The sequence below is a fragment of the Serratia sp. Res13-Sevr-LER1-36-b genome, assembly GCF_015673035.1.
GTDB classification, from domain to species: Bacteria; Pseudomonadota; Gammaproteobacteria; order Enterobacterales; family Enterobacteriaceae; genus Chania; species Chania fonticola_C.
Genome location: NZ_JADACK010000005.1, coordinates 417,967 through 440,542, shown reverse-complemented (window position 1 = coordinate 440,542; position 22,576 = coordinate 417,967). Strand labels below are relative to the sequence as shown.

Here is a 22,576-nt window from a genome sequence, read left to right as displayed (position 1 = left end):
CGAGAGATTATCGTGATTAAAATTGAAGACTACCCATTGAGCCGGGTACCGCAGGATAAGAGGGTCTCCTTCCTCAGCGTCGCCATCGTGCATATGGGTATGCTAACGGCCTTGGACCAGTTTATGTTGGGTGCCGTATTGGGCAACTCAATGACCCTGACCGATGCCTTTATCGCCATCTCTATTGGCAGCTTGATTTTTGGAGTCGTGACGTTCGGGCTAGGTTTGGCCGGGATGAGAGAAGGCATTTCCGGTAGCCTGCTGGCTCGCTGGTGTGGCTTTGGCCGCATAGGCTCGGTGCTTATCGGCCTGGTAGTGGCCGTCAGCCTGTTGGGCTGGTTTGGCATTCAGAACGCCATCTTTGCCAAATCGCTTAACTTCGCCTTGGGCGATCGCCTGGGCTTCCCGCTGTCAGCCTCACTCTCCGGCCTGTTTTTGACAGTGCTGGTCGCTTTTGGTTTTAAAGCGCTGCGCATCACAGCTCGTATTGCGGTGCCGCTGTTTATCCTGCTGGTGTTCTTTATTTCCTATAACGTCCTCTCTGGGCAGAAACTGCATGAGGCCATTCTGCTGGCACCGATGGGGGAAGCGTTGACCATCAGCGCGGGCATCACCATCGTGGTCGGCGGCGCCATTGTTGCCAGCCTGATGACTCCGGACCTGACCCGTTACTCCAAAAACAAACGTCACGTGTTTGGCATTACGCTGCTGACCATTATTGCCGGTGAATTCGTGGTTAACGGCCTGGCGATTTTTATTGCCAAAACGCTCGGCACCGCAGACGTGGTAACGATCATGGCCCAGAGTGCGGGCGGCATCGGTTTGCTGGTGGTGGTATTCTCCACCCTGCGCGTTAACGATCTGAACCTCTATTCGTCGTCCTTGGGCGTGGTGAATGCGGTTGAAGGGATTACCGGTAAAAAGCTGAAATACACCGCAACCACGGTGATTATCGGTCTGTTGGGCACGCTGCTTTCGGTTCTGGGGATCCTGGATCGGTTTGTGGATTTCCTGACCGTGCTGGGCGTGGTATTCCCACCGATCCTCGGCGTCATGCTGGTAGACTATTTCCTGCTGCGCAGCCACCGGGCAGCCTTGGACGCCAGCCGCCAGCTTGGACAACTGCCGCAGGAAACGCCGCTCATCGGTTGGGCAGCGATTATCGCCAGCATCGTCGGTAGCGTGATTGGCCTGGTGACGGAATGGGGCGTGCCAACCATTAACTCACTGCTGGCAGCCAGTGTGATTTACTGGCTGTTTAAACGCCTGTTTGGCCGGGCAACCAGCCTGCAAACCGCCTAGTTCCAAGAACGCGAAAACAAGCGGGCGCAGCATTCTGCGCTCGCTCAGTTAATCAACCGGTCAGGTCGCGCTACCGGGAATTACGATATTACTGTCCGCCAAGGATCCCATCTGATTAAACATCACGCAGGCCGCATCCACGATATGCATGGCAATGGCGGCACCGCTGCCCTCCCCCAGCCGCATATCCAGATGCAGATAAGGTGCCAATTGCAGGTGCTCAAGAGCCGCAGCTGCGCCCTTCTCCGCAGAGAAATGGGACGGCAGCAGATAATCCCGAACCTGAGGCGCAATGCCGCAGGCCGCCAGCGCAGAGGCATAAGAGAGAAAACCATCGAGGATCACCGGCAGACCGGCCGCAGCAGCCCCCAGCATCACTCCAGCCATTCCCACCAAATCGTATCCACCCAGCTTCGCCAGTACGTCCAGCGCATCTTGGGTATCCGGCTGATTTACCTCAATAGCCCGACGCACCACATCCACCTTGTGGTGCAAACGATCGCTGGGGAAGTTGGCTCCAATGCCGACCACTTCCTGCGGATCGCGGCCGGTAAAGACGCTGACTAACGCCGCGGCCGGCGTCGTATTAGCCATCCCCAACTCGCCAACGCCAAACAGTTTCACCCCAAGCGCCGCCTGTTCCAGCGTCAGTTGAGCCGTGGCCAACAGCAACTCCTCCGCCTGCAGGCGCGTCATCGCCGCACCGCGCGCAATGTTGGCGCTGCCGCGTCCGACTTTCATGTCGATCAGGCCCGGCAAGGGTTCGCTGTCGATGCCAACATCCACCAGCTTTACCTCGGCACCAGCATTGGCGGCCAATACGCAGACGCCGGTATTGCCTTTCACCATATTCAGCGCCTGGATCACCGTCACTTCACGCGGTGACACCGCCACCCCTTCGGCATAAACACCGTGATCGGCCATCATGACGATGATTTGTTTGCGGCTGGCGGCCATCCCACTAAAACCGCGCATCCCGGCTAACTGGGTTGCCAACTGCTCCAGGCGGCCAAGGCTGCCCGGTGGCTTAAGCAGGCCATCAATCTTTGCCGCTGCCTGTTGCATGGCGGCCGCGTCCAACGGCTTAATCAGGTCGATTAATGATGACAATGTTTGCATAACTTTATTCTCTGCTTGCAGGCTGCCATTGAGCCTGGCTGTTAAATACTTTTAGCGTGACAAAACCCTGGTTGAGCTCCAGCACGCTGTAGGCTCCCTGGGTAAACGGGAAATGCCACATCCCAGCGGCAGGCAGCTTTAGCAGCCCGGCCAGCAGCAGGCTCAGAGAGCCTTGGTGCGCCACCAGCAGACGATCGCCATCGCCCGGTTCGTTCAGCAGACGTTGGGCCTGTTGGCCGATCCTATGTGAAAACAGTGGAAAGGACTCCCCCGCTGGCGGGCAGGCTAGTTGCCAATCCGCCACCCAGTCGGCCCAGGCAGCACTATCCTCCCGCTGTAAATCCTGGTGATGGCGCATCTCCCAGTCACCAAAATTCATTTCGTTAAAGCCGCAGTCGGGTTGGATCACCAGTTCCCGCTGCCCAAGCACGATCTCGGCGGTATGTCGGGCGCGTCTTAACTCACTGCTGATCGCCTGGGTAAAAGGCACCTCGGCCAGCCATTGTGCGATCTGCCTCGCCTGCTGCTCACCTTGTTCGGTCAACGGCAAGTCGGTCATGCCGCAAAATACGCCCTGCCGATTCGCCGCCGTTTGCCCGTGTCGTACCAAAAATAGCCGCATAGTGCCCACTCACAGCAGTGCCAGTAAGAAGATCAACTCGGCAATTTCTATCGCCGCACCCAGGGTGTCACCCGTTTGCCCACCCAGACGGCGGCGCAAATAGACCCGCAGCAACAGCACGGCGATCAGCGCACAGCCAAGCGCAAACAGCCCCTGCCCATGCCCTAACAAGGCGACCAAAGCGGCCCCTAGCACCAGAGTGAACAGCGTTTGTCCGCCGCTGATCTTGCCAATATAAAGGTTCCCCAGCCCGTTACCCTCACGGGCATAGGGCTGGCGATACATCATCAATACCACCAGGCTCCGGCAAGCCACTCCTGCTGCCGCCAACGTAGCCAACATCGGTACCCCACGCAGTGCCAGTTCGCTGATCACCAACACCTTGGCCACGACGATAAAGATCAGCGCCAGCCCACCATTGGTACCTAAGCGGCTGTCGCGCATGATCTCCAACATTTTTTCCCGAGTACGGGCCGAGAATACGCCGTCACAGGTATCGGCCAATCCGTCGAGATGGAAGGCACCGGTTACCAGAGCCAACGCCAGCACGTAGCCCAACGCCGCCAGCGGCACCCCACACCAGGGAGCCAACAGGGCGAAGACGGCACCGCCAATTGCACCGACGATCAGGCCAATCAAGGGGAAACCGATGATGCCACGCTGGTAATTATCCATCGCTAATCCCTGTGTCCAACTGGCAGGCAGCGGGATACGCGTCATCAATTGCAGGGTGGCCCAAAACAGTCGCAAACTCATTTGATCTTGACCTCAATACCAGAAATTACCAATAGCACCGACTCGGCAGCGGCGGCCAAACGCTGGTTAACACGCCCGGCAATATCACGGAAGTGTCGTGCCAGACGGTTTTCGGGCACGATGCCCATCCCCAGTTCGTTGGTGACCAAATAGATCGCCGCCGGGCTGCGAGCGCAGGCGGCCAGCAGATCGTCGATCTGCCGTTGGATTGCCGTTTCAACCACGGCAAAATCGATGCTTTCCACCGGCGTCTCCCCGGTCAGGTCAAACATCAGGTTGGCGATCAGTGTGGTAATACACTCCAGGATCACCGCCTCTCCTGCCGCCGCCTGTTGGTCGATCACGCTGGCCAGTTGCTGGCTCCCCTCCCAGGTACGCCAATGCGCAGGCCGGGCCTGGCGGTGCAGCCTAACCCGTTCGGCCATTTCCTCATCGGTGACCACCGAGGTGGCGATATACAACACCCGGTCACTGACACCACTCGCTAACCTTTCGGCCAGCGAGCTTTTGCCGCTGCGTGCTCCGCCGGTGATCAGGATCATTGGGGCCCCGTTTGTTGGTGCTCGGTCATCAAGCGGTAAATTTTATTCATATCAACATGTTCCCGCATCTTATCGGCCAAGAGATCAAACTGTTGCTGCTTATAATCGGCATAATCGAAAGCCGGGCCGTCATAAACCGGCAACCCTTTACGCTGGCGCAGTTGGTTTAGCAGCGCCCGGCAAAAAGGTGCGCTGTCGAATAGGCCATGAATATAGCTGCCCAGCACGTTACCGGTGGAGTTAACAGCCCCGTCAAAAGCGCTGTCCGGTTGGCCGTTACGTAGGGAAAGGCGGGAGAAAGGCGTAGCCTCTGAGCCAAGCTGGGTGGTGCCCATATGGATTTCATAACCAACGATATCCTGCTCGCCACAGCCAGACCAGAGGCCGGGCAACCCAGACTCACATTGTGCTGTCACCTGTGTAGTGACTTTTTGCGGTGCGAAGCGGGTGGTGACATCCAGTAATCCCAAACCCGCCATCTGTTCCAAACCGGATTCCACGCCATCAACAATGTGCTTGCCGAGCATCTGGTAGCCGCCGCAAATACCCACGATCTGCACTCCAGCACGGTGCTGATCCTGTAACGCCGCCGCCAACCCGCTCCGTTGTAGCCACTGCAGATCCCCCAGGGTGTTTTTGCTACCCGGCAGGATGATCAGATCGGCACCGGCCAGCGCCGCCGGGTGCGAAACATAGCGCAGCCCTACGTCCGGCTGGGCCGCCAAGGCATTAAAATCGGTAAAGTTGGACATATAGGGCAGTTGTACCACCGCGATGTCCAGCTCATGGCTGCTGCCTGTCGGGGCATACTTACCCTTTTGCAACGCCACACCATCCTCGTCTTCCAGATCGATATTCAACCAGGGCATCACACCCAGCACCGGCACGCCAGTCAGCGCCTCAATCTGCTCCAGCCCCGAGTAGAGTAAGGCAATATCGCCACGGAATTTATTGATGATTACCCCTTTCACTCGAGCTTTCTCTTCTGGCTCTAGCAGGGCCAGTGTGCCGTAAATAGCGGCAAACACCCCGCCACGGTCGATATCCGCCACCAACAACACTGGCGCATCGGCAATCGCCGCCATGCCCATGTTGACGATGTCGCGGTCGCGCAGGTTGATTTCCGCCGGGCTACCTGCCCCCTCCAGCACCATGATGTCGTAGCCGCTGGCCAGGCTGTGATACACCTCGCTGATTTGTTGCTGTAACTGCGGCTTGTACTCGTGATAGCTGACCGCGTCCATATTGCAGGCCACTTTGCCCATCAGCACCACCTGCGCCTGGCAATCGCTGGTCGGTTTGAGCAGTACCGGGTTCATCCGCACATCGGGTGCGATACCGGCGGCTTCGGCCTGAAAAATCTGTGCCCGGCCCATCTCTTCGCCACGGGCGGTAATGCCAGAGTTGAGCGCCATATTCTGCGATTTGAACGGCGCACAGCGATAGCCATCCTGCATGAAGATCCGGCACAGACCGGCCACCAGCACACTTTTACCCACATCGGATGCGGTTCCCTGCACCATCACACACCGTTTCATCACCTATTCTCCACGTCGCGCTGGCTGAGCCGCGCAAACAATTATTATTTCAAGCATCAAGCCATAGCAGGCGCAACGCTGCAAACAGCAGCAGAGCCAACAGCGAGGCCGTCATCATCAGACGCGTGCTGCGGGGAATATCTGCCAGCTCGATCTCCCGCCGAGCTTCGCCGATCCACGGTTTTTCGACCCGTTGACCAAAGTAGTTGCTAGGACCGCCAAGCCGCACTCCCAACGCTCCAGCCACGGTGGCTTCCGACCAGGCGCAGTTGGGGCTGGTGTGCTGATAGCGATCGCGCCAGCCAATGCGAAACGCCTGGCGAGAGTCCAAACTATTCAGCCAAGCCGCACAGCTCAGCAGTAGCCAGCTAAGCCGGGCCGGTAACCCGTTGGCGAAGTCATCCATCCGCGCCGACACATAGCCGATAGCGCGGTATTTCGGCGTTTTGTAGCCCACCATTGAATCGAGGGTGTTAACCGCTTTATACGCCATCGCCAACGGCGCTCCGCCTATCAGCAAAAAGAACAGCGGCGAAATGACGCCATCCACACTGTTTTCTGCCACCGTCTCCACCACCGCCCGGGTGATTTGCGGTTCTTCCAGTTGTGAGGTATCCCGCCCGACAATCCACGACAGCTTGCGGCGGCTCTCCTCAAGATCGGCACTTTGCAGTGCCCGGTGAACTTCCATGGCAGCATGTTCCAGACAGCGCCCGGCGAGCAGGGTATAAATCAGCCAGACTTCCGCCAGCCAACCCAACCACGGGTGGATATACTGCATCAGCGTTAAAAAGCCCCAACTGACCAGCCAAACCACCCCGACGACGCCCAGCCACAGCAGCCCGCCGCCAAGTTTTAGCGCTCTCTCGCTATGGCAAATCCGGCGGATCGCGCGTTGAAGCGCCGTGATCAGGTTACCGATCCAGCGCACCGGATGCGGCCAGTGCGGCGGGTCGCCTAACAGGCTGTCGAGCAGAAAGGCCGCGAACCAGGCTAGCAGCGTCATGGCACGCACCTTATAGCCGCGAACGATAAAGCCTGATGGTGGGTTACTGGCATAAAAAAATCCCGACCTCTCGGGCGGGATTTGGGAGTCAAAAGGATACGACCAAGCGGTGCAATATAGCTGCACGTATCTCATGACAACCCCCTTCCCACCGAAGGTGTTGAACGTGTGACCAACTGGCCGGTCTTCTGGCTTAGCGTCATCCTCATCCACTCCCTTCCCAATCCTCAGATCAGTGGCGCAGTGGACTCGTCGGCATCACAGCAGCGGGGGCTGCGGGGGAGTTACACCCCCTTCCCAACCACAACCTGTCATCGTGCAGGGTGTGGGATATCCAGTTGGCAATAATACGGTTAATCACAACGTTATCAGTTCAATGAACTCAACGCTTCAATTTATCACTTAGTTTTCATCTCGATAGCCTCGACAATGGCCATGCCATAATAACCTGTTGATATCGCGAATACACGCCATTAGATCCGGCATTCACCTTGGTTTGCACAGGATTAACGGCGATTACGCTGTGTTATCCTGCATGCAAATTTGACAGGGGAATAGCAAAACCGTGAGTGAACATGGTGGTAACGTACTGGAAATGGCGTTGAAAAACGGTCTGGATCCGGCCGAGATGATTGATTTCAGCGCCAATATCAATCCATTGGGCATGCCCGCCAGCCTGAAGGCGGCGATTATCGAGCATCTGACCAGCGCCGAATGCTATCCCGACGTCGAATACCGGCGTTTGCATGCGGCATTGGCACGGGTTCATCACTGCCCGGCGGAAAATATCATGGCGGGCAACGGGGCCACCGAGCTGATTTACGCCATAGTGAACCGGCTACGCCCCCGCACGGCGCTGCTCCTAACGCCTGGGTTTGCCGAATACCGCCGGGCATTGCAGCGGATTGACTGCCAGATCGAGGACTTTCCGCTGGATGAAGCCGGTGGTTTTCAACCCGATGAGCGGCTGCTGCAGGTGCTGGCCGAGCGCAAACCGGACTGCCTGTTCCTGGCCACTCCCAACAATCCGACCGGGCTGATGCCTGACCCCACGCTGTTGCAGGCCATTGTCGCCTGTTGTCGCCAGCACAATATTGCGTTGATCGTTGATGAAGCCTTTATCGATTTTCTGCCGGATACACCGGGCCTGATCCCGCAGATGGCAGAGTATTCCCGCCTTTATATCCTGCGTTCGCTGACCAAATTCTTTGCCATTCCCGGTCTGCGACTTGGCTATCTGGTCAGCAGCGATCGCGTTGGCCTGCAACAGATGAAACAACTGCGCGAGCCCTGGACCATCAATGCCTATGCGGCACTGGCCGGCGAAGTGATCCTCGACGATCTCGATTACATCCAGCAAACCCACCAATGGCTGGCAGAGCAGCGTGCTTGGTTGTTTGACGCGCTGACAGCCTTGCCGCACTTGCGTATCTGGCCAGGGGCGGCGAACTATATTTTCCTACGCTGCCTGCGTCCCGACTACGATCTGCAACAGGCGTTGTTGCAACACCGCATCCTGATCCGCCACTGTGCCAACTACCCTGGCTTGTCCACCGACTATTATCGGGTAGCGATCAAGAGCGAAGCGGCCAACCGCAAGCTGATAGCCGCGCTGCAACAGGTGCTGGCAGAGGACTGAGGCGAAGGCGTTTTTAGGCATCAAACGTTGACCCGTTTATGATCTTAACGGGCGCTATTTTGGGCGAGGGTTTACGGTGGATTTTTGCTAAAAACGATGTTCGAGCAACTTATCCTGCTCTACGGGATAGGCTTTACCATCGAACTTGAGCTCGACGCGGGTCTTGGCAACAACTTTGTTGCTTTCCACGCAATCCTCCCCTTTTCTGCTCGCCCCCTTGTGCGTCGCTATGGTCTGTAGCTGCAGATCCTGGAAGCCGTTATGCGCGCTCTTGCCAAGCGCCAATGCGCGATTGGTCGCGGCGAAATCCCCGGCACACAGGCCATCCCACTCACCGCTATATTCATTCATGGTCAGATTATTAAGCACCAAAGTGACTTGCTGATCTTGCAGGGTATAGAGGTTAAGCCGTTCGATGCTGATGGGATTGACCGAGGAGGAGCCGCGGTGGATAAAACGCACCCCGAAGGCGCGTATCGCCGGAGATAATTGGTAGCGCGCGGTGTCGATGGTCACGCTGCTGGTATAGATAGCGTCATCCATAATCGCCCTGGGATGATATTTGCTGGCCAGCACCTTGCCGGACTGGCTATCGACCACCAAAACGGCGACGTCATAGTCGGTAAAATCGGGTTGGGCCTCCTCCTTGGGCTCCAGCATCAGCACCGCAATGGTTTTTTCCGGAGCATAGGGCCACACCTTGCAGGTGGATAGCTCGGTATTCATGGTGGTTTTAACGGCAAAGGGCTTAGCCAGATCGGCAAGGAGAGGCTGGCAATCGGCCAGAGAAGAAAAAGAAACCAAGCATAACGAAAGTAAACCTATAACCCTGTTCATAGCAACGTTCCCTGTAACTCTTGAATTAACTCATGCAGTTAAAAGTTGTGCGGAAGATAGCGCAGTACCAAGCGCACTTGGTGTGCAGGGAATCTAACTATAAAATAGGCACAAATCCAGCCGCTTGTTATTTTTTGAGATAAACAGGGTGACTGCTGGCAGCTATTGCAAAGTCACTGCCAGCAAACCGTGGTGAGTAAATTGATAAACTCAGATCACTCCACTGAGCAGGCCGATCCCCAGCAGCGATGAACCGCCGCCAATCACCCGCGCCCAGCCGCTATGCGTAGACGAAGACGCCAGCAGATAGCCGATACCCAACCCAACCACGTGCAGCAACACCGTTGCAATCACCATACCGGAAAGCGCCGCCACCGAATGAGAAAGCTCCGCGCCGTGGGCCAGACCGTGGAAGATGGCAAAAGCGCCAATAATCAACGCGCCCGTTATCGCCGACAGTTTCAGCTGTAAGGCAACCATCACCCCTATGCCCAGCAGCGAGGCGGCAACAATAAACTCAGTGCCTGGCACGGTCACACCTGCCATGCCAACCAGCGCACCGGTCAGCAATAAACCGGCAAACACCAGCGGAGCCAGCCACCACCGTTTGGTGTTCATGGCACTCCAGATGCCCACCAGAACCATGGCGACCAGATGGTCCATCCCGGTCAGCGGGTGGATAAAGCCTTCGGTAAAGCTTAATACGTGATGCGCGCCACCGTCATGGCCCACATGGGCAAAGGCCAGCATGGGGAACAGCGCCAGTAGGGATACAGCCACAGCTTTGACATTAATACGCATAATGAATACCTAAATTTTCCAGTGAATGAAGGTGGTGGTTTTACTCGTAAAAACAGTTGATTACGTTATAAATTCATCCTTATGCCTGCCTGAAATAAGTCGGTTGGCGGCAATCAGCGCCTGTCCCAAGGCCAACCCACCATCGCCTGCCGGTAGACGGGATGGCAGCAAGACCTGTGTTCCGTCCAACTGCTGAAGCAAGAGTTGCCGCAACAGAACGTTATGCATGACTCCACCGGACAGCACGACGGTATTGATGCCGTATTGCTGCATGCCTCTGCGGGCCAGTGCGGCAAACCCCTGCGCCAAGGCAACATGGAACGCATAAGCGCGCTGCGCCGCGGGGGCCTGATAGGCCAGCCATTGCCGCCAGAAGGTGGCCAGATCCAGCTGATTATCGAGCAGCGGCAACGAAACCGGCGGTTGATGAGGCGGACTTTGCCATGCCAAAGCTTCCAACTGGCAGGCGGCCTCCCCCTCCCAGGAAAGTTGTTGCGGCACGATCTGCAATGCTGCGGCCACCGCATCAAACAAGCGCCCGGCCGAAGAGGCCAGCGGCGAGTTGATTTGCCGCTCGACCGCCCGCAGTAAGATCGTCGCCTGCGGTTGAGGGATCGCCGCGGCCTCTGGCAACGTCTGCCAATCGGGGACAAAGCGCTGTAACTGGGCCAACAGGTTGCGCCATGGCTGGCGGGCGGCAACATCGCCCCCCGGCAATGCCACTGCGGGCAACCCGCCCAGATGCTCACAATGCTGATAATCCACCAGCAGACATTCTCCGCCCCACAGTTGCCCGTCAAGGCCATATCCCAGTCCATCCAAAGCCAGACCAATCACCTTACCGCCGTCGCGAGGCCAACCATGTTCCACCAGGCAGGCAACCAGATGGGCATGATGATGCAACGTGGTGACGCAAGGGATCGCCAGCTCTGCGGCCAACGCCTGGCCCTGCTGATGGCTGAGATAACCGGGGTGGGCATCGATGGCGATCGCCTGCGGCACCACGCCGTAGATTTCACCAAACAGCGCAAGCAGTTGCTGCTGCTGTTGCCGGGTGGCTTCATCCCCCAGCGAGCCTAAATGCTGGCTGACCACCGCCTTGTCACCCCACAGCAGGCAAAAGGTGTTCTTGCTGTCGGCCCCCAGCGCCAGAATGGCCGGTTGGGCGGTAAAGCCAGGGGGGAGAGGCATCGCATCCGGGACATAGCCACGTGCCCGACGCAGCATCTCACTGCCCTGTTCGGTCAAGCGGACTAAAGAGTCATCGGCTCGCTGGACGATCTCGCGGTTATGCAGCAGCCAGACGTCGGCCACGTCAGCGAGTTCTTCCAGTGCCTGCTGGTTGCTCAGCGCTGGTGGTTTACCTGCCGGGTTGCCGGAGGTCATCACCAGTGGCCGCGCAACCTGTTGCAACAGCAGATGTTGCAGCGGATTGGCCGGTAACATCACCCCTATCTCATTGAGCCCCGGCGCAATCTCGCCGCACAAGGGACTTTGCGGGTGAGCCATTACCAGCACGATCGGGGCTGGTGGGCTACGCAACAGCTTTAACAGTGCCGTCGGTTCCGCGACCTGAACACATTGTTGCAGCCAGTAGGTATCCGGCATCATCACCGCCAGGGGCTTGGCCGGGCGATGTTTTCGAGCTCGCATACGCTGGACCGCAGCAGGATTGGTAGCGTCACAGGCCAGATGAAAACCGCCGATCCCCTTCACCGCCACGATCTGCCCGGCAATCAGCGCCTGCGCGGCCAGTTGCAGCGCGTCATCGGCGCTGGCGGTAGTTTGGCCTGTGGCATCGCTGAGCCACAGGTGCGGGCCACACTCCGGGCAGGCGGTAGGTTGTGCATGAAAACGACGGTCGGCAGGATCCTGATACTCCGCCAGGCACTGCGGGCACAGCGGAAAAGGCTGCATCGAAGTATTGGGCCGATCGTAGGGCATCCGGCGGATAATGGTAAACCGTGGGCCACAGTGGGTGCAGTTGATAAACGGATAGTGATAGCGCCGGTTATGCGGCATGTTCAGCTCTGCCAGACAGGCATCGCAGGTGGCCGCATCCGCCACGATATGGGTATCCACTTGCCCCGCGCCGCTGCTGGCAATGGTGAAACTCGCTGGCTGCTGCGGCCAGTTAAAAGGTGTAGAGGTGACGCTATCGATCCGCGCCAGGGGTGGACACTCTTGCGGCAGTACACGCAAAAAATCCGTTATGGCGGGTGATTGCCATAGCTGGACGATCACCCCGGCGCCGTCATTGCTGACCTCGCCGCGCAGGTTAAAGCGCTGCGCCAGCAGCCAAACATAGGGACGAAACCCGACCCCTTGCACCTTGCCCTTGATCCGCAGGCGAAGGCCATTGCTGCTGGCGATATTCTCCGGCTCAAAATCTGCCATGTTGTGTTAACTCTCCTGTTGCCCTGGCGATCTTTTCCGCACTTCCTAAAAGGGAAGAAGGTGATTCGGAGCCTCGGTCAGTTATCGTGATCAATCTGTATCTCCCCAACCCTCTCCCTAAGGAGAGGGAGCTGCTTTGGTGTCGTTAGCGGGTCCTGTTATCCCTCACCATCGGCTGTGGTCAAGTGATCCTCTGCCACTAACGCAAACTCGATCGCTCCCCTCTCCCTGTGGGAGAGGGTTAGGAATACCCACACGCTTCCGCCAACCGAATCACTAACAGATCCGTGGCAGAGGCTCATCCAACGGCAGATCCAGCCGACGGGAAACCCCGAACAACCCGGTGAGGCTCACCTGCTGGCGCTCGGTGGTATGGCCAATCACCGCAGCATCGCGCCCCAGCGGATGCTGATGCAGAGCAGCCAACACTTCAGCCTCAGCCTCGGGTGCCACCACCAACACCAGCTTGCCTTCGTTGGCAAAGTTGAGCGCATCCAGCCCCAGCAGTTCGCAAATCCCCCGCACCGCCGGTTTCAACGGCAGTGCCGCCTCCGAAATCGCCATGCCACAGCCGCTAGCAGCGGCAAACTCATGCAGCACCGCCGTCACGCCGCCGCGCGTCGCATCGCGCAAAGCGCGCACTCCGGCAATCGGTAACAATGGAGCAATCAGCGGAGCCAGCAGCGCGCAATCGCTGCTTAATTCACTCTCCAGGCCCAGCCCTTCACGCAGATTCAGAATGGTTGCGCCGTGATCGCCCAAGGTGCCGCTGACGATAATGCTGTCACCCAGGCGGATGTTAGCGGCCCCCCAGTGGACGCCAGCCGGGATGGTTCCTAACCCGGTGGTATTGATAAAGATTTTGTCTGCCGCACCGCGGGGTACCACTTTGGTATCGCCGGTCACAATCTGTATCCCGGCCTGCTGCGCCGTGCTGGCCATCGACTGGACGATGCGTTCCAGCGTGGCATACGGCAACCCTTCCTCCAGGATCATGGCGCAGCTCAGATAACGCGGCTGGGCACCACTGACGGCTACGTCGTTAGCAGTGCCGCAAACCGCCAGTTTGCCGATATCACCACCGGGGAAGAAAATAGGATCGATAACGTAACTGTCGGTCGATACGGCCAAACGATCGCCCGAGATGGCGAGCTCATCCAGTGAGATTCGTGCCTGATCTTCCCGCGCATTTAACGCCGGATTGGCAAAGGCGGGCAGCATGAGTTCTTCAATCAGGGATTGCATGGCGCGGCCACCGCTGCCATGGGCCAGGGTAATTTCTCGCCCGTTGTTCACTTCACGCATTATGCGGTCTCCCTGCGATACTGATAGTAAGCCGAACAGGCCCCTTCTGAGGACACCATCAAGGCACCAAAGGCGTTCTCCGGCGTACATTGCTTGCCAAACAGCGGGCAGGCATCCGGTTTGCAGCGCCCGGTCAACACTTCACCACAGCGCGAGCGCGGATCGTCCGCTACCCGCTGCGCCTGCGGCTTAAACCGCAGTTCGGCATCAAAATCCGCATACTCCGGTTTGATCTGCACACCAGAGTGGGCAGTCTCGCCCAGCCCGCGCCATTCGCTGCTCTCTTTCAGGCCAAACACCTCTGCCATCGCCCGCTGAGCCAGAAGATTGCCCTGTTCGGGCACGATGCGCCGGTATTGGTTTTCTACCGCGCAGCGGCCATCACGCAGTTGCTCCAGCAACATCACCAAACCTTGCAGAATGTCCAACGGCTCAAAACCGGTCACCACCAGCGGCTTATGATAATCCGCAGCGATGAACTGATAGGGTGCGTTGCCGATCACCATGCTGACGTGGCCCGGTGCCAGGAAGCCGTCGATGCGCACATCGGGCTGCTGCAACAGGCTGCGTAAGGTTGGGATCAGGGTAATATGCTGGCAAAACAGGGTGAAATTGCTCAACTGACGTTGGCGGGCTTGCTGCAACGTTAAGGCGCTGGCAGGCATGGTAGTTTCAAAGCCCAGGCCAAAAAACACCACTTCGCGCTGGGGGTTATCCGCCGCCAGCTGTAGCGCATCCAGCGGCGAATACACCACCCGGATATCGGCACCACGGCGGCGAGCATCCAGCAACGACCCATTGCGGCCAGGAACCCGCATCGCATCACCGTAGGTGCAGAAAATCACCTCCGGATGGGCGGCAATCTCCAGGCAGCTATCAATGCGCCCCATCGGTAATACGCAAACCGGGCAGCCGGGGCCGTGGACAAATTCCAGGCTTTCCGGCAACAGTTGGTCAAGACCAAACTTGAAGATAGCGTGGGTGTGGCCACCGCAGACTTCCATCACCTGTAACGGCAGGCGCTGCGACTGGGGAATGGCTAGCATCAGCGTTTCGATGCGCCGTAACAGCGCCTGACATAGCGCCGGATCGCGGAATTCATCAACGTAGCGCATTGGCATCCTCGTCATCCCGTGCCAGCCCGACGGCGCGCATATGCTGCAATGCTGCCAGCGTTTCCAGCGCTTCCTGTTCATCGAGCAGGCTCATGGCAAAGCCGACGTGCACCAACACCCACTGGCCGATCAGCTCCTGCGGTGATCCTTCACAGACCAGCGCAATATTGATCCTGACCGCCACACCGCACACGTCGGCCCAGGCCAGTTGGTGGATATCCTCCCCGACTGCGGTCACCTTACCGGGCACACCGAGGCACATTATTGTTCTCCCAGCCAGTTCAGCCAGAGATCCATTCCCTCACCGCTGGTGGCCGACAACGCGATCACCTGGATGGACGGATTAACCTGACGGGCAAAGGCGATGCAGTTTTCCACCGAGAAGTTTACATAGGGCAGCAGATCAATCTTGTTGATGATCATCAGCGTAGCGGCGGCAAACATATGGGGGTATTTCAACGGCTTGTCTTCCCCTTCCGTCACCGACAGCACCGCGACCTTGTGCCGTTCGCCCAGATCGAAGCTGGCCGGGCAGACCAGGTTGCCGACGTTCTCGATAAACAGCAGGCTGTGATCCTGCAAATCCAGGCGGTGTGCCGCGTCGTGTACCATCTGCGCATCCAGATGACAGCCCTTGCCGGTATTAACCTGAATGGCCGGTACGCCGGTGGCGCGAATACGCTCGGCATCGTTACTGGTTTGCTGGTCGCCCTCAATCACCGCGCAGGGTAATTTGCCCGCCAATCGTTCCAGCGTGGCCGTTAGCAAGGTAGTTTTGCCCGAACCTGGGCTGGAAACCAGGTTCAGCACCAGAATATGTTGCGCGGAAAAGTGTTCGCGGTTGTGGGCCGCCAGATGGTTATTCTTGCTCAGTACGTCCTGTTCAATCTGCACCAGACGGCGCTGCCCGATACCCGGTGCGTGGCTCCCCGCCTCGCCGTGCCCATAGTGTAGGTCTTGCGAATGCGGTTGCACCTCTGGCGTAAAACGTTCCGCCGCAGCGACACCCGCGTAATGGTGATGTACATCGCCTTGATGGTGATAGTGATGGTGGTGATGGATCACTACGCCTGCCGGTGCTTGATGTTCCCCGTCGTGATGATGATGATCAGGATGATGGTGGTGAGCATCATGATGGTCGTGATGATGGTGGTCGTCGTGGTGGTGATGTTCGTCACCTTCGATGGTTTTTTCGCCACTGGCGCAACCGCAAGTCGTACACATCGTTATTCACTCCTCAAAATTATTCTACTTCCAGCTGCTTTAACCGCAGGCTGTCACCGCTCTCAACGCGCAACTGGTGGCTGCCGCACTGTGGGCAACCTTCATCATGTTTTTCAATCTGCACGCTCATGCTGCAACTCCAGCACCAGGCGTGGGCAGGCTGGTAGTCCAGCAATAACTGGCACCCCTCTGCCAGCGTATGGCGGGATGCCGAGGCGAAGCTGAAACGCAGCGCGTGCTCTTCAATACAGGAGAGCGCCCCAATTTCCAGCCACACCGCCGTCACCCGTTTAGCTCCGTGCTGCCGAGCCTGCTGTTCAATCAATTCCATCGTGCTCAGGCACAGGCTGATTTCATGCATCTATGCCGTTCTCTGTGACAGGCCAAATAGCGCCCTGCGCCCCGGATTACTGGGGATGTTGCCATCCGCCACCGGTAGCGAAAGCGCCATCCGCGCGCTCTGTTGTGCCAACGCCAGTGCCTGATCGGCCCCCAGATGGCGATCCAACGGAGACATCAGTGAACAGGCCAGGTATTGCCCGCAACCCGCAATCTCACCGACGATGAACCGCACGCTGCCGCAAGGCAGGCTTAACGCCAACTTGTCTCCCACCGCATGGGGCTGCCAAACCTGTTCAGGACCGGGCAACACCAGCAGGCTAAGCATCCACGGCGTGAGGATGGTGCCGACCCACTGCCGTTCAAACAGCTGAAAGCCACAGGCACGCACCGGGATTTGCGGTTGGAAAAACGGCAAATCCTGCATCTCACCGTCGGCAATCGCCTGAAAGGCGGTTTCCAACAGCGCGCTGGGGTTGAGCTGAAAACCGTTAGTCACAGTCTGCATTGGCCACCTCTTTTGGCTCCGCCACCACACCGTTCTCTTGCAGCGCCAGCAACACCTGGGCCAACGCTGGCTCAATCGCCTGGCTGACCACGGCGCTCAGTCCAATTCCGGGTTCCAGCGACTCTGGCACCACGCCCACCAGGGTAAGCCGACGGGGAAACTCATCCGTCAGCCGCAGTGCCATCAGCACGTCGGAAAGCCCCAGTTGATGGGGCGAAACCTTACGGGTAAACAGCGCCGGGATCTCTTCGTCATACAGCACGGCGACGCTGCCCGGAGTAGCACCGGTCAACACCGCGTCCGCCACAATCAGATGATCGCGATCGGCCATCATTTCCATCAGTTCCATCCCCGAGGTGCCGCCGTCCAGCACCTCAACATGGACCGGTAAGCGATAGCGCTGCTCAAGGGCTTCGACGATGCGCACGCCCACCGCTTCATCGCCCAACAACAGATTACCTATGCCTAATACCAAGATTCTCATTACAGCACCTTGACCCTGGTCACTTCATTGCCAGTGGTGTCTACAATATGTACCGCACAGGACATGCACGGGTCGAACGAGTGGATAGTTCGCACCACCTCCAGCGGTTTGCTCGGATCGGCTACCGGCGTGCCAACCAGCGAGCGCTCGTAAGGACCGGGCTCATCGTTAAAGTTGCGTGGCCCGGCGTTCCAGGTTGAGGGCACTACCGCCTGATAGTTGGCGATCTTGCCGTCCTTGATGACCACCCAGTGCGACAACGCGCCGCGCGGGGCTTCGATAAAGCCCACGCCCCGGATCTCACCGGTCAACGGAATATTCGGTGGGATAAAGGTTTCGTGGTCGCCGCTGCCAATGTTGCTCACCAACGCCTGCCATTGCTGGCCCAGGGTTTCATGCAGTACGCAGGCATGTACCGTACGCCCGACAATGCGGCCCAGGGTCGACGGCAACTGATCGGCGGTTAACGCTTTGCCGGTCAGGGCCTGGTAATTGCTGTTGACCTTGGCAAAATATTTCTGGGTTGGCGGGTGCTCGGCTTGCAAGGTACACATCAGCCAGGCCAACGGCCCCATCTCTACCGCTTTACCGTAGAAGGTTGGCGCTTTTACCCAGGAGTATTTGCCATCTTCCTGCCAGCCGGTATATTTAGGCCGCGTCAGCCCTTCCCACGGCGCCAGCGGTTCATCGTCCTGATACCAGGCGTGCTTGCCGCTCTCCTGAATACCCTTGATCAGATACTCATCGCGCTGGTTGGCGATCGGTCGGAACTTGCCGTTCTCCAGATAGCCACCCGGCATCAGGAACTGGTCGCCTTTACGATCGATCGGCAACTCCGGTACGCAGAGATAGCAGTCTGAGCCTTTGCCAAGGGTTAGCCACTCAGGGTAATGCGCCGCGATCACCGCGCTGTCCACCAGGTACACCTGCTCGATAAAGTCGCCCAGGCGATCGATAAAGGTTTTCAGGTACATCAGGCGCTCGAGGTTCAGCACGCTAGGCGCATCGAGGTTGATCGGGTTAGCCACCCCGCCCACCGCCAGGTTCTGGATATGCGGCGTTTTCCCCCCCAGTATTGCCACTACGCGGTTGGCATCACGCTGGCATTCCAGCGCCTGAAGATAGTGGGCGACGGCGATCAGGTTAATCTCCGGCGGTAACGCCATAGCCGGGTGCCCCCAGTAGCCATTGGCGAAGATGCCCAGTTGGCCGCTGGCGACCAGATCCTTGATCTTCTGCTGCACTCGGGTGAACTCGGCAGCGCTGTTCAACGGCCAGCTAGACAAGCCACTGAGCAAATCGGCAGCCTTCTGCGGATCGGCCTTCAGCGCCGAGGTGACGTCTACCCAGTCCAGCGCCGAGAGCTGATAGAAATGCACGATATGGTCGTGAATGCTGTGGGCGGCGGCAATGATATTGCGGATGTACTGGGCATTGACCGGGATCTCCATCCCCAGCGCATTTTCCACCGTCCGTACGGAGGCTAACGCGTGAATGGTGGTGCACACGCCGCAGATCCGCTGGACGATCATCCACGCGTCGCGCGGGTCGTTACCTTGCAGGATCTCTTCCATTCCGCGCCACATGGTGCCGGAGGACCAGGCTTTAACCACCTTGCCGTCTTCGATTTCACAGTCGATGCGCAGGTGGCCCTCAATACGGGTGACGGGATCAATGGTGATGCGTTGGCTCATGCTCTACCTCTAACTGGTTGTTTTCATTCTTATGTTGATGCGCAGGCAGCACCGGTAACAACCGGATCAACAGGATGTACGCACAAACTTCAATTGCCACAAAGCCGATGGAGATCAGCAGTTCGCTGGTCGTCGGGAAATAGTGGTAGCCATTGCCAGGGTCGTAGGCCAGCAACGCGTAATTCAGCCGCCAGAACGACGCTCCGCAGACCATGCTCAGCGCACCGAGAAACAGCAGGCGTGAGTTGCGGCGGTTACGCTTCCAGCGGAACATCACCAGCGGCACCAACATCAACAGCGTTTCCACCCAGAACGAGATGGCAAAACGATCGAGATGCCACAGATAGTCCGTTTTGCCGCGCCAGATCAGCTCCCCAAAGCGCAGCACAATAAACAGCAGTAAGAACCCATCGATGATGTAGGTCATGCGGGCAAACAGCGGCGTTTCCTCGGGCCCTTTCCCCCGCAGCCCGGCCTGCACCAGTGAGCCTTCAAATATCACTATCGAGAAGCCCAGGATCCCCGCCGTCAACAGCGAGAACAGCGGTAGCATTTCGTAGCTTTGCCACAGCGGGTGGATTTTGATCCCCGCCGCAATCATCAGCGAACCCATCGAGGATTGGTGCATGGTTGGCAGCAATGCGCCCAGGGCGATCACCAGGAACATCACCTTGTTGAGCCGTTTGAGCGACACCTTCCAGCCCAGCCGTTCCAGCAGCGCCGGGGCAAACTCCAGCGCCACAATACCCACGTAGATCGTCATACAGACCGCAGTTTCAAACAGCACCGACGAGGTGTTGAAATGGCCGGGGATATAGAAGTAAGGCAGGTTCCAGTAACGGCCGACGTCGATGGTGATCGACAGCCCGCCCAGCGAATAGCCGAACAGGCTGGCCAACAGCGCAGGCCGCACCAGCGGGTGATATTCCCCCCGGTTGAACACATACACCGCCCAGGCCAATGCCCAGCCGCCGCAGGCCAAACCGGTGCCCACCAGCAGATCAAATGCGATCCAGATACCCCATGGGTAGCCGCCGTTCAGATCGGAAACATCGCCCAACCCCAACACCAGACGTTTGAGGATCAGCAACAGGCACAGCACCACAAACGGTGCCAGCATCATCACCGGCCAGCTCACCAGCCGCCCGCCGAGTGGCTGCGTTTTATGCGTCGTCATGTTTATCTTCCTTCTTGTCCTGACGCTCATTACGCTGGTTGCGCTGCACCAGGAAGGTGATCCCGGCCAGAGCGGCAAACGGCAACACCATGCCTTTGTACAGCGTGTGCTGGATATGCTCGGAACGCGCACCGGTTGACAGTTCCTCCAGCGCTGGCAAGCCGAGATCCTCGAAAGGCACGCCGGTCAGCACCAGCACCTGCGTTCCGCCGCCCTCATGCTCGCCATACAGGTGTGGTTGGTAATGCGGCACCGGGTGTTCGTAATGGTCGTTGCCCTGCAGGGTTTGGCGCGGATAACGGTAATTTTCACCGGGCTTACTGGCCAGACGTTGTTTGGCTTCGGCCATTAACTGCTCGCGAGTGCCAAAGATCACCGCTCCGGTTGGGCACACCTCGACACAGCCTGGCAGCCCGCCCTGATCCAGCCGGGCAACGCCTTTCTGGTTACAGAGTTCGCATTTGTGGATCTTGCCGAACGGGTTGTCGTAGTCGTATTTCGGCACGTTGAACGGGCAGCCCACCATGCAGTAGCGGCAACCGGTACAGACATCCGGGTTGTAATGCACGATGCCGGTTTTGGCATCTTTGTGCAGCGCCTGGACCGGGCAGACGGATACGCAGTTAGGATCGACACAGTGCATGCACTGCTTTTTGATATAGGCGTAGCCATTGTCCACCTGGTCTTTGTGCTTGCCGTCTCCGCTGGTCCACACCTGAATAATGTTGTTGGTGTAAGGGCTGAGCTTGTCGTTGTTCGACCAGGTCGCTTCGGTACCCGCGTAGGCATAGGTTTCGCCATGCGGTTCATCGGTATGGTTGATACGTTGGCATTTGCTGACACAGGCCTGGCAACCCACGCACAGGGTCGAGTCATACAGCATGCCCAGCGAGTTGGGGATGGGCTGCTTGTTCTCCGGCCCGGCCTGCGCCGCAGGGACAACCCCTGCCAACATCGCGCCACCGCAGGTCAGTTTTAGAAAGTTACGTCGATTCACGGCTTACTCCTTGCTTGGCGGCTGCTCGTCGTCTTTACGCTGCGTTTTTTGCTGCCGCCCCAGCTCTTTCACCGCCATCAGGCTGACCCCGGCAACCAGGCCGACGACACCGCCAAGCAATCCCATCGCCGTTGGGCTGACATGCCCGCCTTCGACGATACCCACTTCGGGTTTGGCGTTTCGTGGGGTAGGATTTTCGACGCTAGCCAACTGGGCGATCCCTTTGGTAAAGCCGATACCCTCCTCGTTACAGCCGTAGCAGGGGTGGCCGATCCCGACCGGCCAGATGCCACCGCCCACGTCGCAGAACTCCAGCGTTGAGCAGTTGCCGTAGGTTTCTGGCCCCTTGCAACCAAGGTGATACAGGCACCAGCCCTGCCGATGACCTTCATCACCAAACTGTTTGGCAAAACGCCCGGCGTCAAAGTGCGGACGGCGCTCGCAGTTTTCATGGATCAGACGGGCATAGGCGAACTCAGGGCGATTTTTAGCATCCAGCGCCGGTGGCCGTTGATAGGTGATGATATGGGCCACCGTCGCCAGGAAGTTGTGTGGGTTGGGCGGACAGCCGGGGATGTTGATCACGGTTTTGCCGGGTAAAATATCCTGCAGGCTGACCGCGCCGGTCGGGTTAGGTCCGCTAGCCGCGACGCCGCCCCAGGCAGCACAGGAGCCGATGGCGATCACCGCAGCGGCGTGCTCTGCCGCATTACGGATATGCTCAACGATCGGCTTACCCGCCACCATGCAGTAGACGCCGCCATCCTTCATCGGAATGGAGCCGTCGACCACCAGCACGTATTTCCCTTTGTATTGCTCAATCGCGCGGTGCTTGTTTTCTTCCGCCTGTTCACCAAACGCAGCAGAGAGGACTTCGTGATATTCCATGGAAACCACGTCAAGCAACAGGTTCTCGATCGTTGGGTGAGTGGCCCGTAACAAGGACTCCGTACAGCCGGTACATTCCTGAGCCCCGATCCAGATGACCGGTGGCCGCTGTGGCGAACCTACCGAGTGGGCTATTTCGGCGGCGGCTTTGGTGCTGAGCCCCATGGTGGCGGCCAGTGCCGCACATAACTTCATAAAATCGCGGCGATTCACGCCATCCCGGAAAAATGTTTGATTTTCCCTTATCATTATTATCTATCCCCTGTTGATGACCGACATGCAAGCC

General features: G+C 58.2%; 22 protein-coding genes and 1 riboswitch. Of the genes, 2 read left to right on the top strand and 20 right to left on the bottom strand.

The genetic code is table 11. The features are described 5' to 3' along the window. Positions 1-12 precede the first annotated feature (12 nt). Complete coding sequence (locus IMQ33_RS03045) at positions 13-1,302, top strand: cytosine permease (RefSeq protein WP_098931596.1); 1,290 nt, start codon at positions 13-15, stop codon at positions 1,300-1,302. Between the two features lie 60 nt (positions 1,303-1,362). Here the strand turns inward: IMQ33_RS03045 and cobT are convergent, their stop codons facing one another. From cobT to cbiB, 6 genes are read right to left on the bottom strand one after another with little or no spacing between them, the layout of a single operon-like run. After that, on the bottom strand, positions 1,363-2,421 hold the full coding sequence (gene cobT, locus IMQ33_RS03040) for a nicotinate-nucleotide--dimethylbenzimidazole phosphoribosyltransferase (RefSeq protein ID WP_196061761.1): 1,059 nt from the start codon (positions 2,419-2,421) through the stop codon (positions 1,363-1,365). Positions 2,422-2,425: 4 nt separating this feature from the next. Beyond that, positions 2,426-3,043 (bottom strand): adenosylcobalamin/alpha-ribazole phosphatase, encoded by a 618-nt coding sequence (locus IMQ33_RS03035; RefSeq protein WP_196061762.1) that lies wholly within the window; start codon positions 3,041-3,043, stop codon positions 2,426-2,428. Between the two features lie 9 nt (positions 3,044-3,052). Then, on the bottom strand, positions 3,053-3,799 hold the full coding sequence (gene cobS / locus IMQ33_RS03030; RefSeq protein WP_196061763.1) for an adenosylcobinamide-GDP ribazoletransferase: 747 nt from the start codon (positions 3,797-3,799) through the stop codon (positions 3,053-3,055). Beyond that, complete coding sequence (cobU, locus tag IMQ33_RS03025) at positions 3,796-4,341, bottom strand: bifunctional adenosylcobinamide kinase/adenosylcobinamide-phosphate guanylyltransferase (protein ID WP_196061764.1); 546 nt, start codon at positions 4,339-4,341, stop codon at positions 3,796-3,798. The genes cobS and cobU overlap by 4 nt, the downstream gene beginning before the upstream one ends. Further along, positions 4,338-5,879, bottom strand: coding sequence for a cobyric acid synthase (locus IMQ33_RS03020; RefSeq protein WP_196061765.1), 1,542 nt, complete (start codon positions 5,877-5,879; stop codon positions 4,338-4,340). Before IMQ33_RS03020 ends, cobU begins: the two co-directional genes overlap by 4 nt. Before the next feature lie 49 nt (positions 5,880-5,928). Then, positions 5,929-6,885 carry an adenosylcobinamide-phosphate synthase CbiB gene (gene cbiB / locus IMQ33_RS03015; protein WP_196061766.1) on the bottom strand — a complete coding sequence of 319 codons (957 nt, stop codon included), beginning with the start codon at positions 6,883-6,885 and terminating at the stop codon, positions 5,929-5,931. A 160-nt stretch (positions 6,886-7,045) separates the two neighbouring features. After that, a riboswitch (cobalamin riboswitch) is annotated at positions 7,046-7,239 on the bottom strand. A 211-nt stretch (positions 7,240-7,450) separates the two neighbouring features. Between cbiB and cobD the strand changes: the two genes are divergently transcribed. Beyond that, entirely contained in the window at positions 7,451-8,524 is a 1,074-nt protein-coding gene (cobD, locus tag IMQ33_RS03010; RefSeq protein WP_196061767.1) for a threonine-phosphate decarboxylase CobD, read from the top strand. 87 nt (positions 8,525-8,611) lie between these two features. On the opposite strand, the gene IMQ33_RS03005 is transcribed toward cobD, so the two are convergent. From IMQ33_RS03005 to hybO, 14 genes are all read right to left on the bottom strand, one after another. Beyond that, complete coding sequence (locus tag IMQ33_RS03005; RefSeq protein WP_196061768.1) at positions 8,612-9,361, bottom strand: hypothetical protein; 750 nt, start codon at positions 9,359-9,361, stop codon at positions 8,612-8,614. A gap of 210 nt (positions 9,362-9,571) precedes the next feature. Next, complete coding sequence (locus tag IMQ33_RS03000; protein WP_196061769.1) at positions 9,572-10,162, bottom strand: HupE/UreJ family protein; 591 nt, start codon at positions 10,160-10,162, stop codon at positions 9,572-9,574. Between the two features lie 60 nt (positions 10,163-10,222). Next, entirely contained in the window at positions 10,223-12,559 is a 2,337-nt protein-coding gene (gene hypF, locus IMQ33_RS02995) for a carbamoyltransferase HypF (protein WP_196061770.1), read from the bottom strand. Between the two features lie 276 nt (positions 12,560-12,835). Beyond that, a complete protein-coding gene (hypE, locus tag IMQ33_RS02990; protein ID WP_074031275.1) occupies positions 12,836-13,864 on the bottom strand; it encodes a hydrogenase expression/formation protein HypE in 1,029 nt (342 codons plus the stop codon). After that, the gene (gene hypD / locus IMQ33_RS02985; protein WP_196061771.1) at positions 13,864-14,979 is read right to left on the bottom strand and encodes a hydrogenase formation protein HypD; all 1,116 of its coding nucleotides are present in this window, start codon (positions 14,977-14,979) and stop codon (positions 13,864-13,866) included. The genes hypE and hypD overlap by 1 nt, the downstream gene beginning before the upstream one ends. After that, on the bottom strand, positions 14,966-15,241 hold the full coding sequence (hybG, locus tag IMQ33_RS02980) for a hydrogenase maturation factor HybG (protein ID WP_024486886.1): 276 nt from the start codon (positions 15,239-15,241) through the stop codon (positions 14,966-14,968). Before hybG ends, hypD begins: the two co-directional genes overlap by 14 nt. Then, the gene (hypB, locus tag IMQ33_RS02975; RefSeq protein WP_098931611.1) at positions 15,241-16,203 is read right to left on the bottom strand and encodes a hydrogenase nickel incorporation protein HypB; all 963 of its coding nucleotides are present in this window, start codon (positions 16,201-16,203) and stop codon (positions 15,241-15,243) included. The genes hybG and hypB overlap by 1 nt, the downstream gene beginning before the upstream one ends. A gap of 19 nt (positions 16,204-16,222) precedes the next feature. Further along, positions 16,223-16,564 carry a hydrogenase maturation nickel metallochaperone HypA gene (hypA, locus tag IMQ33_RS02970; RefSeq protein WP_161713025.1) on the bottom strand — a complete coding sequence of 114 codons (342 nt, stop codon included), beginning with the start codon at positions 16,562-16,564 and terminating at the stop codon, positions 16,223-16,225. Continuing rightward, complete coding sequence (hybE, locus tag IMQ33_RS02965; protein ID WP_196061772.1) at positions 16,565-17,050, bottom strand: hydrogenase-2 assembly chaperone; 486 nt, start codon at positions 17,048-17,050, stop codon at positions 16,565-16,567. Next, positions 17,034-17,534: a HyaD/HybD family hydrogenase maturation endopeptidase gene (locus IMQ33_RS02960; RefSeq protein WP_196061773.1), complete on the bottom strand. Its 501-nt coding sequence runs from the start codon at positions 17,532-17,534 to the stop codon at positions 17,034-17,036. The genes hybE and IMQ33_RS02960 overlap by 17 nt, the downstream gene beginning before the upstream one ends. Beyond that, complete coding sequence (gene hybC / locus IMQ33_RS02955; RefSeq protein ID WP_024528473.1) at positions 17,534-19,228, bottom strand: hydrogenase 2 large subunit; 1,695 nt, start codon at positions 19,226-19,228, stop codon at positions 17,534-17,536. The genes IMQ33_RS02960 and hybC overlap by 1 nt, the downstream gene beginning before the upstream one ends. Continuing rightward, positions 19,206-20,405: a Ni/Fe-hydrogenase cytochrome b subunit gene (hybB, locus tag IMQ33_RS02950; protein WP_098931616.1), complete on the bottom strand. Its 1,200-nt coding sequence runs from the start codon at positions 20,403-20,405 to the stop codon at positions 19,206-19,208. Before hybB ends, hybC begins: the two co-directional genes overlap by 23 nt. After that, complete coding sequence (gene hybA, locus IMQ33_RS02945) at positions 20,392-21,402, bottom strand: hydrogenase 2 operon protein HybA (protein WP_186578831.1); 1,011 nt, start codon at positions 21,400-21,402, stop codon at positions 20,392-20,394. Before hybA ends, hybB begins: the two co-directional genes overlap by 14 nt. 3 nt (positions 21,403-21,405) lie before the next feature. Next, on the bottom strand, positions 21,406-22,539 hold the full coding sequence (gene hybO, locus IMQ33_RS02940; protein WP_065685147.1) for a hydrogenase 2 small subunit: 1,134 nt from the start codon (positions 22,537-22,539) through the stop codon (positions 21,406-21,408). Between the last annotated feature and the right edge of the window lie 37 nt (positions 22,540-22,576).